This window comes from Enterobacter sp. BIDMC 26, assembly GCF_000534435.1.
Taxonomy (GTDB): domain Bacteria; phylum Pseudomonadota; class Gammaproteobacteria; order Enterobacterales; family Enterobacteriaceae; genus Enterobacter; species Enterobacter ludwigii.
On sequence record NZ_KI973182.1, the window covers coordinates 2,587,398 to 2,602,802 of the forward strand.

Sequence of the window (15,405 nt, forward strand, 5' to 3'; positions counted from 1 at the left end):
CTGAATGTCATTTACGAAGCATGCCTTCGATAAAATCTTTCCAGTTCCCCAGTTCACGTTCAATCATAACTACCTCTCTTATTATTATGCGCATTCTACGAAAACGTATCATCATTGTGAAGACCGTCTAACCTATCGCTGTGATTGTACCCCGCTACTGTCAGGGATTTATGATAAATATGAACGCAGGGCCTTAAATTTTGTGTGACGCTCAGCAATATTTTGAAATAACCATACAGGCAGGTGAGATTTAAATTACCGCCTGAGTTCATTAGCATTTTCGGTCTTATGGACATCTATGCTTAAATGATGAAAGAATATTCAGCGTACAGTTGTGAGTTGAATTAAGAAGAAGTGTAAATCAAGACAATTCCTGAATGTGTTATATTCCACTTAAGGATATATCTTCGAAATTACTGAACATTTAATCATCATAAGAACAAAAGGATTCACCATGGTTGTGATGTACGGCATTAAAAATTGCGACACCATCAAAAAAGCACGCCGCTGGCTGGAAGCGAACAACGTGGAGTACCGTTTCCATGACTATCGCGTTGACGGGCTTGATGCAGAATTTCTGCATACCGCTATCAAGGAACTGGGTTGGGAGGCGCTGCTGAATACCCGTGGTACCACCTGGCGTAAACTGGATGAAGCCGTCCGGGCTGGCATCAACGACGCCGACAGTGCCGCCAAACTGATGCTCGAAATGCCGGCAATCATCAAACGCCCATTGCTCTGCGCGCCCGGGCAGCCTATGCTGCTGGGTTTCAGTGAAACCCTTTATTCCGACTTTTTTCGTTGAGGTGTAGTTTATGTCATGCCCGGTCATTGAGCTGACTCAGCAGCTTATTCGCCGTCCCTCCCTTAGCCCGGACGACGCAGGTTGTCAGGCATTAATGATTGAGCGCCTGCGTGCCATCGGTTTCACCGTTGAACGCATGGACGTTGGCGACACCCAGAACTTCTGGGCGTGGCGCGGTCAGGGCGAAACGCTGGCCTTTGCCGGACATACCGACGTCGTTCCCGCAGGTGATGCGGATCGCTGGATCAACCCGCCGTTTGAACCGACCATCCGCGATGGCATGTTGTTCGGGCGCGGTGCGGCAGACATGAAAGGCTCGCTGGCGGCGATGGTCGTGGCGGCAGAGCGCTTCGTTGCCCAACATCCGAACCACAGAAACCGCCTCGCGTTTCTGATCACCTCTGACGAAGAAGCCAGCGCCCACAACGGCACCGTGAAGGTCGTTGAGGCGCTGATGGCCCGCAATGAGCGTCTCGACTACTGCCTGGTTGGTGAGCCGTCCAGTACGGAAGTGGTGGGAGACGTCGTCAAAAATGGTCGCCGTGGTTCGCTGACCTGCAATTTGACCCTTCATGGCGTTCAGGGGCACGTTGCCTATCCACACCTGGCCGATAACCCGGTCCATCGCGCGGCACCGATGCTGAACGAACTGGTGACCATTGAGTGGGACAAAGGCAATGAGTTCTTCCCGCCGACCAGCATGCAGATTGCAAACCTGAAGGCCGGTACCGGCAGCAACAACGTGATCCCGGGTGATTTCTTTGTCCAGTTTAACTTCCGCTTCAGCACTGAACTGACCGATGAGATGATCAAAGCGCGCGTTATCGCGCTGCTGGAAAAATATAATCTGCGTTACACCGTGGACTGGTGGCTTTCCGGCCAGCCGTTCCTGACCCAGCGCGGCAAACTGGTGGATGCGGTAGTGAACGCCATCGAGCACTATAATGAAATTAAGCCACAACTGCTGACGACAGGTGGCACCTCAGACGGACGCTTTATTGCCCGGATGGGGGCCCAGGTTGTCGAACTGGGGCCGGTGAACGCAACCATTCATAAAATAAATGAATGTGTGAATGCTGCTGATTTGCAGCTGCTGGCCCGTATGTATCAACGAATTATGGAGCAACTCGTCGCCTGACGAACGCTCTGAGAGGAATAGCGAATGGACTGGCTTTCAAAGTACTGGTGGATTCTGGTGTTAGTGTTTCTGGTCGGCGTGTTACTTAACGTCATTAAAGATCTTAAGCGCGTTGATCACAAAAAGTTTCTCGCCAACAAACCGGATCTTCCACCGCATCGTGATTTTAACGATAAGTGGGACGATGATGACGACTGGCCGAAGAAAGACCAGAAGAAGTGATTCTCTGTCCCCTCTCCTGTGGGAGAGGGGGCTACATCACATAAACTCGACGATATCATCGTCATTTGGCTTGCCGCCGCTGAGCGCTTCATCAAAGTAGTGCTTCGGTACGGTATAACGCAGATGATCGAGCGCAAACTGCATGCTGCGGTCATCAATCGCGTGCCCCAGATCGTCTACAATATCCAGCGTCACATCCCCGCCTTCGCGGATCAGTGCTTCCTGCGCGGCAACCGCATGCGAAAGTTCAATCACACGGTCTTCACCACCGTGGATCAGATGGATCGTGGTCTGCGTCGTCGCACGTTGCGGTAACGTCGCAAAGCGACCGTTAAAAGCAATCACACGCGACACCAGACCTGGCTGCGCTTTTACGCTCTCCAGGGACATGATAGACCCCTGCGAAAAGCCAATCAGCGCGGTCGCATCGGCACCAACGCCGCTCTGCTGCTGCCAGTAACGCACGGTGTCGATAAAGACAGGCATGACGGCGTCAATACGTGCCTGACGGTTCTCTTCCGTTACGCCCTGAACGGAGAACCACTGCCGTCCGTTCGGACCACACGGCTCCAGTCCGCCAATACTGACAATCAGCGCCTGCGGAAATATCGGGGCAAACCAGCTGCCAATCTGGCCCATATTGACGGCGTTATCGCCAACACCATGAAACAGAAGCAGTAACTGTTTAGCCGGTTTATCAGGGCTTTGAACAACAAAATGATCGTGTTTCATGACGGTCTCCTTATTTGATGGCCTGGATTCTACGCCTCTCAGGAGGAATAACCATGCCACTTTACTGAAGAAGTCATTGAAAAAATTGCCATTGCAAAATGTCGTCTTTCAGCTGCTGACAGCGTGCAGGTTCAAGGCTTTCAAGCGCTTGCGCCGTTTCACTGCGAAGCCTGGCCAGTAACGCTTTTCGCCCCGAAAGAAGCAGTTCAGCGCTGAGCCGGGCGTCATCACTTCTCGCCTCCACTTTCCCGCGCAGGGCGGGCAGCGGCATGTCCACGCTTAGCAGCAACCGTGTTAACGCCGCGACGGAGGTAGAAAACGCGCGGTGGGCAAAGGCAAAGCCCGCCAGCTCCAGCCAGTCGTCACTATTAAGGGTAGCCTCCCAGCCATCGTCCACCGGGATCTTTTCACCGTTCAGGGCCGATAACACGCGCGCATCGCGGCGCAGTCGCTGATGCGCCTGCTCACACAGCTGTCGCCCCGCGTCGCTGAGGGGCAGCAAGGCCATTGCGGTATAACAGCCGCTGCTGGCTTCGCGATGGCTGCCCATGCGCACCAGCACAAAGCCGCATCGCTGCCAGAAACGCCACAGTTCATCGGTATAGCCAAAGCTCACCGACAGGTAATCCTCGCCGCTTGCGTTGCGGATCAGTGCCTGTCCGATGCCTTCCCGTTGACGACGAGGATGTACCGCTATTCGGGTCACCCGTCGGCCTTTGAGCGTCGCCGCCAGCGGGGAGCCGCCATGCGCGGCAAGGGACTGCGCCACCAGGTTCCCGCGAGGACGGCGGAACCCCGCCCAGACGGCACGGCTGAGCTGTGCCGTTAATCCCCCCTCTTCCACCAGCCAGAGCGCCCCGGCAATGACAGAGTCCGTTTGGGCGACGGCGAAGTGCTGGCCGGGCGCGTCCATCATGCGGCGTAAATCAAGCGGTGAGGTGCGGTAATGTGCCGCACAAAGCAGCTCATACACACTCGCCGCCAGCGCCGGGTTGCTCGCCCAGGCTTCCGGAGCCAGAGAGGTCAACTGTATGGCGCCTGTTGGGCTGCGATCGATAAGCGTATCGTCAAACAGCAGTGCGCTGGCGACGACCCGCTCAAGAGGACATCCTGCAGCCCAGCGTACCGGGGTTGATAAGGTATACCGCTGCAACCCGCTGAACCGGCTACAGAACTTAAGCAGAAAGCCTCTTCCTGTTCCTTCGTAACCCTGCACCGTTGTGGTCAGCAGGACGCACGGGAAACGGTCGACCAGCTTTTCAAGCAGCGGTCCGGGGATAGCGGCGGCTTCGTCGACAATCAGCCAGTCGGCCTGCTCTTCAGAGGCCAGCAGCGCGTCCGGGGCCATAAAGTGAAAACGTTCGCCGGCAAAACGGGCGATAACCTCCGTCGCCCCTTTTGATGGCGCGGTGACAATGGCACTGCCCTGCGTGCGGCTCAGCAGCATTCCCGCCAGCGCAGACTTCCCGCGTCCGCGCGGGGCCGTAACGGCCACAACGCCGCGTTTCATGGCCAGGAGTGCTGCCAGGATCTCAGCCTGCTCGCGCTGCGGCGCACCGCTGGCGGGCTGCCAGTCAGGGGCGTCGGATCGTGCGGGAAGCGATAAAGGCTGGTGCTGAAGCCAGACTATCGCCTCAGGATCCTCGGCAATCGTCCGGCAAAAGTGGTGAATAAAATTTGGCGTGGCGATGGGTTCGGCGCTGTCACTCCAGCGCAGGGAATCGCTGTCAGGTTGTTCCGCCCACACGTCAGGGGGCGGTACCAGCAGCACCAGAAGGCTACCGGCACGCAGCGTCCCGCTCAGGGCCGCAAAGGCTGAGACGTCAAACCCGGCGCGGGCATCAAAAATTGCGTGCCGGAACTCGCGTCCCAGCAGCCCGCTGATGGCTCTGGACGCGTTATCCGCCAGCCACAGCCAGTCTCCGGGCAAGGCATCACGCAGGGCTGATGCCTGCGTGAATGTCCACTGCTCATCGCCGCTGAGCACCACCAGCTGACGATGACCTTTGTGCTCAAGCTCGCGAATCAGATGTTCAAACGCCACCATTACATGGCTTTGCCGAAGGTATTACACTGCGCCGGGTCACCGCTGTCGAAACCGCGTTTGAACCAGCTGTATCGTTGTTGTGACGTGCCGTGAGTAAAGCTGTCCGGCACGACGCGGCCCTGGCTCTGCTGCTGAAGACGATCGTCACCGATAGCCTGCGCGGCATTGAGCGCCTCTTCCAGGTCACCGGATTCCAGTACGCCCTGCTGCTGCATATTGTGCCCCCAGACGCCCGCGAAGCAGTCCGCCTGCAGTTCCATGCGTACGGAAAGACGGTTTACCTCAGCCTGAGAGGCGTTTTGCTGAAGCTGGCGTACTTTGGGTTCTATCCCCAGCAGTTTTTGCACATGGTGCCCGACTTCATGCGCAATGACGTAGCCCTGGGCAAAATCGCCGTCAGCGCCAAGCTTGCGTTTCATGTCATCATAGAAAGAGAGATCGATATAGACGGTGCTGTCTGCCGGACAGTAGAACGGCCCCATCACCGACTGTCCGGTGCCGCATCCGGTACGGGTGGCGCCACGGTACATCACCAGCTTGGGTTGCTGATAGGTACGCCCCATTTTCTCGAACAGCTGACCCCAGGTTTCTTCTGTGGTGGCGAGAATAACGGAGGTAAATTTGGCCGCTTCATCCTCGTTCGGGCTGATTGAGCGCTCAGAATGCTGCTGTTGCTGCAGAGGCTGGCCGGTCATTAAACCGGTCAGATCGACACCGTAGTACCCCGCGACCAGTACCACAATCAGCAGAATAATCCCGCCCTTTCCGCTGGGTAACCGGAAGCCAGGCCCACCCATTGAAGGACCGCCGCCGCTATCGCTGCGCCTGTCTTCTACATTGTCACTTTCACGACGCCCTTGCCAGCGCATAACCACCTCGAACTATTCCATTAATAATAGCTATGATCGTAGGCGGTTAACGGCAAGATTACCATAGGAAACAAGGGTAAGACGCCAAAGGATATACATATCCTTTGGCGATGAGGGAGTTAGTCGAGCTTAACGCCTAAACGGTGAGCAACCGCTTCGTACGCTTCAATCAGGCCACCCAGGCTCTGACGGAAACGGTCTTTGTCCATTTTATCCAGCGTTTCTTTATCCCACAGACGGCTGCCGTCCGGAGAGAACTCATCACCCAGAACCACTTCGCCTTTGAACAGGCCGAACTCCAGCTTGAAGTCGACGAGGATCAGACCCGCGTCATCAAACAGTTTTTTCAGCACGTCGTTGGCTTTGTAGGTCAGTTCTTTCATGCGCGCCAGGTTCTCTTTATTCACCCAGCCGAAGGTTTCGCAGTAAGAGTCATTGACCATCGGATCGTGCATGGCATCGTTTTTCAGGAACAGGTCAAAAAGCGGTGGATTCAGCTCAATACCTTCTTCAATACCAAGACGCTTCACCAGGGAGCCTGCTGCGCGGTTACGAATGACGCACTCAACCGGAACCATATCCAGTTTTTTCACCAGACATTCCGTATCGGACAACAGCGCTTCCATTTGGGTCGGGATACCCGCTTCGGCCAGTTTGGTCATAATGAAGTGGTTGAACTTGTTGTTCACCATGCCTTTACGATCGAACTGCTCAATGCGTGCGCCATCCCCTGCTGACGTATCATTGCGGAACTCGAGCACCAACAGATCCGGGTTTTCCGTGCTGTATACGGTCTTCGCTTTGCCACGATACAACTCAGCTTGCTTCTGCATCTTCATTACTCCTGGTGTGATGATTGGTGTTCAAAACTGGGGATATTATGCCACGCACACGTTTGCGTAGCACGAAAATAAAAAGGGCTGGATTAACCAGCCCTCGTATTTATTTGCTGAATGCAGCCTGGAAGACGGCCACCAGCGCATCGTTCTGCGACTGGGTCAGCGTGTGGCCTTTCGGATCGATAAACTGCAGACTGCTGCGGTTATCGAGGTCACCTACTTGAATCTTGTAGTCGCCGGAAGCCAGCTGTGGATCGGTGGCGCCCAGTTCCTGCCATGCACTGTCAGACAGCGGCTTATAGGTTGCCGTCATGCTACCGGTTGAACGGGTGCTGTCGGTCACTTTCATGCCCACTTTTTCCAGCGTCGCTGGCAGGCGCTGCCAGGTCTGGTTAAACGGTGCACGCACAACCAGCATTGGCAGACCGGTGTCATCCGCACCGCTCTGAACGTCAAACGTCGCGCCGTTGCGGCTCTGCGCTGCGTTAGCGGCGTCGCTGGCGTTCTTATCCAGACCCGCGGCAATCACGTTCAGCATTTCAGTGCTATAACGCTGCATTGATGCGGCATCCGCAACCGGTTTACCCGCCTGCTCCAGGTTCAACAGCTTAACGGTAACCGCCTGCTGATAACCCTGAGGTTTAACGGAGACTTGATAACGCCCACGGTACTGCTGATCTTCGTCCAGACGGTTCCACTCGATCCAGTCGGTGGTTAAGGTCTGGCTGGCATCATCGCGTTTATCGATGGTGTAGTTCTTCGCCTGAATGACGCTCACAACCTGCGGCCACAGGGTGGTACCGCGGGCGCTTTCAACCAGCAGCGACGCCGTATCACCGGTGAACTGGGTACGCGCCCCGCTCACCAGCGCCAGAGGCTGTGCTGGCGGACGAATATCGAGCGCTTTACCGACCAGGCCGCTGCCGTTGGTCACGGGAATATTGTAATCGCCGTTCTGAATCGGCAGGATCATACCAGCCGGTGCGTGAAGTTCAGCAAGCGGGGTCGCATCCAGATAGGATTCATCACCGCTCACCTGGCGCTTGTAGCGCGAGTCTGAACTACAGGCAGCGAGCAGCATAACAAGCGAAACACTCGCAACCTTCGCCAGGCGCGACTTCTGTACTGAATAAGCCATCAAATCTCCCTAAACTCTACAGCAAACCGGCATGCTTCAGCGCTGCTGTGACAATTTCACGACCGTGGTCGGTAATCGGTGTCATTGGCAGACGCAGCGTATCGGTTGCTACAAGTCCCAACTCCTTACACGCCCATTTCACGGGGATCGGATTGGGTTCGACAAATAATTTATTATGCAACGGCAGCAGACGCTGATTAATCACGCGAGCTTCATCAAAGTGACCGGCAGCCGCCAGTTTGCACATTTCAGCCATATCGCGGGCCGCAACGTTCGCCGTTACGGAGATCACGCCATGGCCACCGAGCTGCATAAAGTCCAGTGCGGTCGCATCATCGCCGCTCAACAGGATAAAGTCGTCTGAAACCAGCTCTTTGATCTGATGAACGCGGCTTAAGTTCCCTGTCGCCTCTTTAATCCCGATAATATTTTTTACTTTCGAGAGACGACCAACGGTTTCCGGCAGCATATCGCAGCCAGTACGGGACGGCACATTATACAGAATTTGTGGCAAGTCAGTATGTTCTGCGATGGCTTTGAAATGCTGGAACAGACCTTCCTGAGTAGGACGGTTGTAATAAGGGGTCACCGTCAGACAGCCCACGATGCCGCTGTCGTTAAAACGTTTGGTCAAACTGATAGCTTCTGCCGTGGCGTTAGCGCCTGTCCCTGCGATGACCGGGATACGCCCGTCAGCCAGTTCCAGGGTCAGCATCACCACATCGCCGTGCTCTTCGTGGCTTAGCGTTGCAGATTCACCGGTAGTCCCTACCGAAACGATCGCCGAGGTTCCATTGGCGACATGGTAATCAATCAGCTTCTTCATGCTTGACCGGCAGACATTACCTTTTTCATCCATCGGTGTAACAAGCGCGACAATACTTCCCGTGAACATGAGCCATCCTCTGTGCGAACAAGAGCCTCAATGGTACGTTTGGAACTGTAATAAAAGCAAGCGACCTGAGGCCCTCAGGCGGTTGTATGCATGTTTTTTTTATGCTTTCCTTAGGAAGACTTAACCATGCAAAGGAAGAACAGGTTTGACAACCTCATCACAACATTACCTGGTTATCACTGCGCTGGGTGCTGACAGGCCGGGTATCGTGAACACCATCACCCGCCATGTGAGCAGCTGCGGCTGTAATATCGAGGACAGCCGTCTGGCTATGCTGGGCGAAGAGTTCACGTTTATTATGCTGCTGTCCGGGACATGGAATGCCATTACCCTTATCGAATCGACCCTGCCGCTCAAAGGTGCGGAGCTGGATTTGCTGATCGTGATGAAACGCACTACTGCTCGCCCACGTCCGGCCCTGCCCGCGACCGTCTGGGTGCAGGTTGAAGTCCCCGATTCCCCCCATCTGATTGAGCGCTTCACCGCGTTATTTGACAGCCATCAGATGAATATTGCCGAACTCGTTTCCCGAACGCAGCCGGGTGACGGCAGCGCCATTCCCACCCTTTTTATTCAGATTACCGCGCACAGCCCTGCCTCGCAGGATGCGTCAAATATCGAGCAAGCGTTCAAAGCCCTCTGTACAGAATTAAACGCGCAAGGCAGTATAAGCGTCGTCAATTATTCGCAGCATGAACAGGATGGAGTTGAGTAATGAACCCACTGAAAGCCGGTGACATCGCACCGAAATTTAGCTTACCTGACCAGGATGGTGAGCAAGTAAATTTGACCGACTTCCAGGGACAGCGTGTTCTGGTCTATTTTTACCCGAAAGCCATGACCCCGGGCTGCACCGTACAGGCCTGCGGCTTACGCGACAACATGGACGAGTTGAAAAAAGTCGGCGTGGAAGTGCTGGGTATCAGCACCGATAAGCCAGAAAAGCTGTCACGATTTGCTGAAAAGGAGCTGCTTAACTTTACGCTGCTTTCTGACGAAGACCACCAGGTATGCGAGCAGTTTGGCGTCTGGGGCGAGAAGACCTTTATGGGCAAAACCTACGACGGCATTCACCGTATCAGCTTCCTGATTGACGCTGACGGTAAAGTTGAACATGTGTTTGATGACTTCAAAACCAGCAACCACCACGACGTGGTGCTGAACTGGCTCAAACAAAGCGCCTGATCGTTGGGCCGCGGCTTCGCCTGACCCGACCTACGCGGTAAATGCAATACGGTAACGCAGGTTACCGTTTTTGATATTTGCCCCTCTCCCCACGGGAGAGGGTATCAGGCCGCACAACTATCTACTTATCCTCAACCGCAGGCACATCCGGCCACGCGTGAACCACTGCTTTGATCAGCGTTGCCAGCGGAATGGCAAAGAACACGCCCCAAAATCCCCACAGCCCGCCGAAAATCACCACGGATAAGATAATCACCAACGGATGCAGGTTCACCGCTTCGGAGAACAGCACCGGCACCAGCAGGTTGCCATCCAGTCCCTGAATGATCAGGTACACCGCGAAGCAGCTCCAGAACTCGGTCCCCAGACCAAACTGGAACAGCGCAACGCCGACAACCGGAATGGTCACCACAAAGGCACCGATGTAGGGAATGAGCACCGACAGCCCCACCAGCACCGCCAGCAGCAGCGAGTAGTTAAGCCCGAAAATTAAAAAACCAATCCAGGTAGCCACACCCACCACAATCATCTCCAGCACTTTGCCGCGAATGTAGTTGGTGATCTGCTGGTTCATCTCTTCCCACACCTGCCCGGCCAGCCCGCGATTACGCGGCAGAATGCGCCGCACCGCGTTCAGCATCTGCTCTTTATCTTTGACGAGGAAGAAAACCATTAACGGAACGAGGACAAGGTAGACGGCCAGCGTGAGCAACCCTACCAGCGACGCCAGGGAATATTTCACCACGGAATCGCCCATTGTCATGATGCGGGCGCGCATGTTTTCGGCCATCGCATCAATGATCCCGGCATCCATCAGGGCGGGATATCGGCGCGGCAACGTGGCGGCAAAATCAGAAAGCTTATTCAGCATGCCGGGCATATCGCGGATAAGGTAAATCCCCTGTTGCCAGGCCACAGGCATAACAACAAACGACATTAACAGCAGAATGCCGACAAACAGCACCAGGACGATACTGGTCGCCCAGCGACGGGAACAGCCTATATTTTCCAGACGCGCCGTTGGCCACTCCAGCAGGTACGCCAGCACAATCGCGACCAGCAGGGGGGCGAGAAGACCGCTGAAGAAGAACAGAATGCCGAACCCGGCGACGAGAATAACCAACAAAGCAATGGCTTCCGGGTCGCTAAACCGACGGCGGTACCACTGCATTAACATTTCGAGCATACAACCCTTCCCTGAATCGGATGGCGGGAGTGAGAACGTGAATTGTATCTAACTGTCACAAAAAAGACTTTCGCTTTTTGTCTCCCTGCCACGATCCGCAAAACCCTGATGAATGGGATTTTCTTCATGCCTCAACACGGCTACACTCGCAGGGCAGTGGAGATGAACGATATGCCGGTTCATCGGTCAAATTAGCACATCCCAAATACAGGACAGTGGTTATGTTCAGGCAGTTGAGAAAAACACTGGTTGCGACACTGATTGCCGCACTGACGGTCGGTCAGGTGTTGCCAGCTTTCGCTGACTCGTCCGATTCATTGCCGGACATGGGCACTACAGCAGGAAGCACGCTCTCCATTGGGCAGGAAATGCAGATGGGGGATTATTACGTTCGTCAGCTGCGTGGCAGCGCGCCGCTGATTAACGACCCGTTGCTGGTTCAGTACATTAACGGGCTGGGCATGCGCCTGGTCGCGCACGCCAACTCGGTAAAAACCCCCTTCCACTTCTATTTAATCAATAATGACGAAATCAACGCCTTCGCCTTCTTTGGCGGCAACGTGGTGCTGCATTCGGCGTTATTCCGCTACTCTGATAACGAAAGTCAGCTGGCCTCGGTCATGGCGCACGAAATCTCTCACGTCACCCAGCGCCACCTTGCCCGGGCAATGGAAGACCAGAAGCGTAACGCTCCGCTGACCTGGGTGGGCGCATTGGGTTCCATTCTGCTGGCAATGGCCAGCCCGCAGGCCGGGATGGCGGCGTTAACCGGTACGCTGGCGGGAACACGTCAGGGGATGATCAGTTTCACCCAGCAAAATGAACAGGAAGCGGATCGTATTGGCATTCAGGTGCTGCAACGTTCGGGCTTTGACCCGCAGGCCATGCCGAGCTTCCTCGAAAAGCTGCTCGACCAGGCGCGCTACTCCTCCCGCCCGCCGGAAATTTTGCTGACGCACCCCTTACCGGAAAGCCGTCTGTCGGATGCGCGTAACCGTGCGAACCAGATGCGCCCGGTCGTGGTACAGTCGTCGCAGGATTTCTACATGGCAAAAGTGCGAACGCTTGGCATGTACAATTCCGGGCGTAACCAACTGACCAGCGACCTGCTGGATGCGCTGGCGAAAGGCAACGTGCGTGAGAAAAACGCGGCTCAGTATGGCCAGGCGTTACAGGCGATGGAAGCCAGCAAATATGACGAAGCGCGTAAAACGCTGCAGCCACTTCTCGCCGCCGATCCGAATAACCCGTGGTATCTCGATCTGGCCACAGATATCGATCTGGGGCAGAAAAAAGCCACCGATGCGATTAATCGCCTGAAAGGGGCAAAAGAGGTGCGGACTAACCCGGTGCTGCAGCTTAACCTGGCGAATGCTTACTTACAGGGTGGTCAGCCTGCTGAAGCGGCGAACATTCTGAACCGCTACACCTTTAACAATAAAGACGATCAGAACGGCTGGGATCTGCTTGCCCAGGCAGAAGCGCAGCTGGGCAACCGCGATCAGGAGCTTGCGGCACGCGCCGAAGGCTTTGCCCTGGTGGGACGTCTTGACCAGGCGATTTCCCTCCTGAGCAGTGCCAGTTCACAGGTTAAGCTCGGCAGTCTGCAGCAGGCCCGTTACGATGCACGTATCGATCAGCTTCGCGGTCTGCAGCAGCGCTTTAAGCCGTACGAGAAGATGTAATAAAGGAGAATTCAGGTCATGACAGACGCGGTAAAAATCTACCACAACCCACGCTGCTCGAAGAGCCGTGACACCCTTAGCCTGCTGAAGTCGAACGGCATTGACCCGGAAGTGGTGCTGTATCTGGAGACACCGCCAGATGCACAGACGCTTCGTCAGCTGCTGCACATGCTGGGAATGGGCAGTGCCAGAGAGCTAATGCGCCAGAAAGAGGACCTGTATACGTCGCTCAATCTGAATGACAGTCGTCTAACCGAGGCTGAGCTGATTCAGGCGATGGTTGAAAATCCAAAACTGATTGAGCGCCCCATTGTGGTCGCAAACGGTCAGGCGCGTATTGGACGCCCGCCGGAAGAGGTGCTCGAGATTCTCTAATCCTTACGCCGCAGCGCTTCCAGAAAGGCCTGCGGCGTGCTCTCTCCCAGCTTTTTCTGCGCTTTACCCCGATTGTAAAACTCGCACATCTCGATCAACACCTGCCCTAACGGAACAGCATTCACTCGTGGAATGATGTCGCCGAGCGGTACCGCAACCTGCACGGCCTTGTGCCTGGTCGGCTGTACTTTTACGACAGGTTCACCCGCAGGTAAGTCGGGCTCAAAACCGAAAGTCTCAATAGATTGGATATCAGCCGGACAGGCGTTCAGCAACTCACACATCCAGTTGTTCAGCAGCTGTGATGAAATTCCCGCATAGAGCCGGGCATAACACCAGCCGCTCACCGGTTCGCGCCCCCACAGCAGATGTTGCTCCCCGCCATCATCCATATGCAGCGATAAAGGCTGGTGATGCACCAGCAGTTTTGTGGGTAAAACGCCTGCCTTTAGCGCTTTTTTCCCCTGAAGTTCAACGCCTTTGCGTTTCGCAGGAGCGGGACGGAGATAACGGTTCAGCGTCGCCCGCGAAACGGAAATCCCCAGCACCGCGTTAACCAGCAGCAGCAGTTCATCCAGCGGTGCGCCCGTGATATCACGCAGCGCATTAACAAGATCAACCTGCTCTTGTCTCATCGCTTTGTGTATCACTTTTGGGGTCGTATGGTTGTCAGAAACCCGATCGCGATTGCGCCATCGCCGCACGGTCGTCACGGAAATACCTAGATCCGTAGCCAGTTCTCTGTCGCTTTTATCGGATTGTTGCAGATAGCGACGGATCCGCGGCGTGGTGGTGGCATTGGCGTGCAATTTGATTTCCATCGCTGTAACTCCATAATCAATCTCATGAGATTTATAATATCTTAGCGAGTGCTTTGTGACCTGTTTCACCTTTCAGCCACCGCGCTTCACTGATAATCCACAGACATAACATAACAACACCCCTCAATCTTGTACGGAGTTCACAATGAACAATGTTCTGGGATTTCTTGAAGCAAAACTGATGCCGCTGGCGGCCAAAACCGCGCAACAGCGGCATCTGGGCGCCATACGCGGGGCCTATGTTTCCTTCATGCCGTTTATCATCGTCGGCTCGATTCTGCTGGTCATCTCCTCTTTTCCGAACCAAACCTATCAGCAGTTTATGTCTCAGGCATTTGGTGAAAGCTGGAGTGCCATCATTGAAATTCCGTTCAACGCGGTGTTCTCAACCATGTCGCTGTTTATCAGCTTCCTGGTGGCGTTTCGCCTGGCTGAACACTACGGCGAAGATCGCATTTCCTGCGGCATTCTGGCTCTGGTCGCCTTTTTAATCCTGACACCTTTTATCAAAGTGGCCGAAAACGGCGGTATCACGGTCATGCCGGTGGAGTGGATTGGCAGCAAAGGGCTGTTCGTGGCGATGATTGGCTCTCTGCTGTGGACGGAGTTGTTCTGCTGGCTGAAGCGCAAAAAGCTGGTCATCAGAATGCCTGATGGCGTGCCGCCGGCGGTGCAGGAGTCGTTCGCCGCGCTGATCCCGGCCCTGCTGGTAATGATTCTGGTGCTTATTATCCGCATCATTTTCGAAAACACTCACTACAACACCATTCACCAGTTTATTTACGAGGTGGTCGCCACGCCGGTTCGCCACTACGGGACCTCCTATTTCGGCGCGCTGATGACGGTGTTCAGCATCACCATTCTGTGGTCTGTGGGCATTAACTCAGGCTCAATGATCAACGGCATCATTCGCCCGCTGTGGATGGAGAACCAGACCGATAACATCGCCGCCATCCAGGCGGGTACGACGCCGCCGCACATTATCACCGAACAGTTTTTTGACATGATCTGGATGGGTGGCGCAGGGGCAACGCTCTCGCTGGTGATTGCGATGCTGATTTTTGCCCGCAGCAAAAACATGCGCGAGGTGGCGCGTCTCGGCGCGGGGGCCTCGGTGTTTAACATCAACGAGCCGATTCTGTTTGGTCTGCCGGTTATCATGAACCCCATCATGCTGATCCCGTTCAATCTGGTGCCGCTGGTCCTGGTTACCGTGCAATATGCTGCGATGAAAATGGGTGCCGTCGCTGTGACCACCGGGGTGTTTATCCCCTGGACGTTACCGCCGGTGATCAGCGGGTTTATCGTCACGGGGCATCTCAGCGGCAGCGTGATGCAGCTTATCAACCTGCTGATTGGCGCCATGCTGTATCTGCCTTTCATGCGTATCGTGGATAAACAATACCGCGCCGCGGAGATTGCCACCGTGACGCAAACCGACCCAACCCTTGCAAAACAGGAGTAAAGC

The 15,405-nt window shown here is 55.1% G+C and carries 17 protein-coding genes; 8 read left to right on the plus strand and 9 right to left on the minus strand.

The genetic code is table 11. The annotated features are described in order from the left end of the window. Nucleotides 1-7: 7 nt before the first annotated feature. On the minus strand, nt 8-67 hold the full coding sequence (gene ypfM, locus L462_RS25140) for a protein YpfM (RefSeq protein WP_015572204.1): 60 nt from the start codon (nt 65-67) through the stop codon (nt 8-10). Nucleotides 68-454: 387 nt separating this feature from the next. Between ypfM and L462_RS11285 the strand changes: the two genes are divergently transcribed. Genes L462_RS11285 through L462_RS11275 form a run of 3 tightly spaced genes read left to right on the plus strand, consistent with a single transcriptional unit; the run spans nt 455 to nt 2,165 of the window. Then, nucleotides 455-805 carry an ArsC family reductase gene (locus L462_RS11285; protein ID WP_014171109.1) on the plus strand — a complete coding sequence of 117 codons (351 nt, stop codon included), beginning with the start codon at nt 455-457 and terminating at the stop codon, nt 803-805. A gap of 10 nt (nt 806-815) precedes the next feature. Beyond that, entirely contained in the window at nt 816-1,943 is a 1,128-nt protein-coding gene (gene dapE / locus L462_RS11280) for a succinyl-diaminopimelate desuccinylase (protein ID WP_014171110.1), read from the plus strand. Between the two features lie 24 nt (nt 1,944-1,967). Continuing rightward, complete coding sequence (locus L462_RS11275) at nt 1,968-2,165, plus strand: YpfN family protein (RefSeq protein WP_014171111.1); 198 nt, start codon at nt 1,968-1,970, stop codon at nt 2,163-2,165. A gap of 36 nt (nt 2,166-2,201) precedes the next feature. Here the strand turns inward: L462_RS11275 and ypfH are convergent, their stop codons facing one another. From ypfH to dapA, 6 genes are all read right to left on the minus strand, one after another. Then, nucleotides 2,202-2,897, minus strand: coding sequence for an esterase (ypfH, locus tag L462_RS11270; RefSeq protein WP_032678661.1), 696 nt, complete (start codon nt 2,895-2,897; stop codon nt 2,202-2,204). A 73-nt stretch (nt 2,898-2,970) separates the two neighbouring features. Continuing rightward, entirely contained in the window at nt 2,971-4,944 is a 1,974-nt protein-coding gene (locus tag L462_RS11265; RefSeq protein ID WP_032678662.1) for a tRNA(Met) cytidine acetyltransferase TmcA, read from the minus strand. Further along, on the minus strand, nt 4,944-5,813 hold the full coding sequence (locus tag L462_RS11260; protein WP_020883068.1) for a KPN_02809 family neutral zinc metallopeptidase: 870 nt from the start codon (nt 5,811-5,813) through the stop codon (nt 4,944-4,946). Before L462_RS11260 ends, L462_RS11265 begins: the two co-directional genes overlap by 1 nt. A gap of 119 nt (nt 5,814-5,932) precedes the next feature. Further along, nucleotides 5,933-6,646: a phosphoribosylaminoimidazolesuccinocarboxamide synthase gene (gene purC, locus L462_RS11255; protein WP_008501631.1), complete on the minus strand. Its 714-nt coding sequence runs from the start codon at nt 6,644-6,646 to the stop codon at nt 5,933-5,935. 109 nt (nt 6,647-6,755) lie between these two features. Further along, nucleotides 6,756-7,790 carry an outer membrane protein assembly factor BamC gene (bamC, locus tag L462_RS11250; protein ID WP_020883067.1) on the minus strand — a complete coding sequence of 345 codons (1,035 nt, stop codon included), beginning with the start codon at nt 7,788-7,790 and terminating at the stop codon, nt 6,756-6,758. 16 nt (nt 7,791-7,806) lie between these two features. Beyond that, nucleotides 7,807-8,685 (minus strand): 4-hydroxy-tetrahydrodipicolinate synthase, encoded by an 879-nt coding sequence (gene dapA, locus L462_RS11245; RefSeq protein WP_032678663.1) that lies wholly within the window; start codon nt 8,683-8,685, stop codon nt 7,807-7,809. 145 nt (nt 8,686-8,830) lie between these two features. On the opposite strand from dapA, the gene L462_RS11240 reads away from it, so the two are divergent. Together L462_RS11240 and bcp are read left to right on the plus strand one after the other, a co-directional pair. Beyond that, nucleotides 8,831-9,400 (plus strand): glycine cleavage system transcriptional repressor, encoded by a 570-nt coding sequence (locus L462_RS11240; RefSeq protein WP_014171118.1) that lies wholly within the window; start codon nt 8,831-8,833, stop codon nt 9,398-9,400. After that, entirely contained in the window at nt 9,400-9,870 is a 471-nt protein-coding gene (gene bcp / locus L462_RS11235) for a thioredoxin-dependent thiol peroxidase (protein ID WP_014171119.1), read from the plus strand. Before L462_RS11240 ends, bcp begins: the two co-directional genes overlap by 1 nt. Before the next feature lie 121 nt (nt 9,871-9,991). Here bcp and L462_RS11230 read toward each other — a convergent pair whose 3' ends face one another. Next, complete coding sequence (locus L462_RS11230) at nt 9,992-11,056, minus strand: AI-2E family transporter (RefSeq protein WP_014171120.1); 1,065 nt, start codon at nt 11,054-11,056, stop codon at nt 9,992-9,994. 221 nt (nt 11,057-11,277) lie between these two features. Between L462_RS11230 and bepA the strand changes: the two genes are divergently transcribed. Then, nucleotides 11,278-12,741 (plus strand): beta-barrel assembly-enhancing protease, encoded by a 1,464-nt coding sequence (gene bepA, locus L462_RS11225; protein WP_020883065.1) that lies wholly within the window; start codon nt 11,278-11,280, stop codon nt 12,739-12,741. 18 nt (nt 12,742-12,759) lie between these two features. Then, the gene (gene arsC / locus L462_RS11220) at nt 12,760-13,116 is read left to right on the plus strand and encodes an arsenate reductase (glutaredoxin) (RefSeq protein WP_014171122.1); all 357 of its coding nucleotides are present in this window, start codon (nt 12,760-12,762) and stop codon (nt 13,114-13,116) included. Here the strand turns inward: arsC and L462_RS11215 are convergent. Continuing rightward, nucleotides 13,113-13,937 carry a homeodomain-like domain protein gene (locus L462_RS11215; RefSeq protein WP_032678664.1) on the minus strand — a complete coding sequence of 275 codons (825 nt, stop codon included), beginning with the start codon at nt 13,935-13,937 and terminating at the stop codon, nt 13,113-13,115. The genes arsC and L462_RS11215 overlap by 4 nt on opposite strands. Nucleotides 13,938-14,082: 145 nt before the next feature. Here L462_RS11215 and celB point away from each other — a divergent pair, with 145 nt between their 5' ends. Next, complete coding sequence (gene celB / locus L462_RS11210; protein WP_014171124.1) at nt 14,083-15,402, plus strand: PTS cellobiose transporter subunit IIC; 1,320 nt, start codon at nt 14,083-14,085, stop codon at nt 15,400-15,402. Nucleotides 15,403-15,405: the final 3 nt, after the last annotated feature.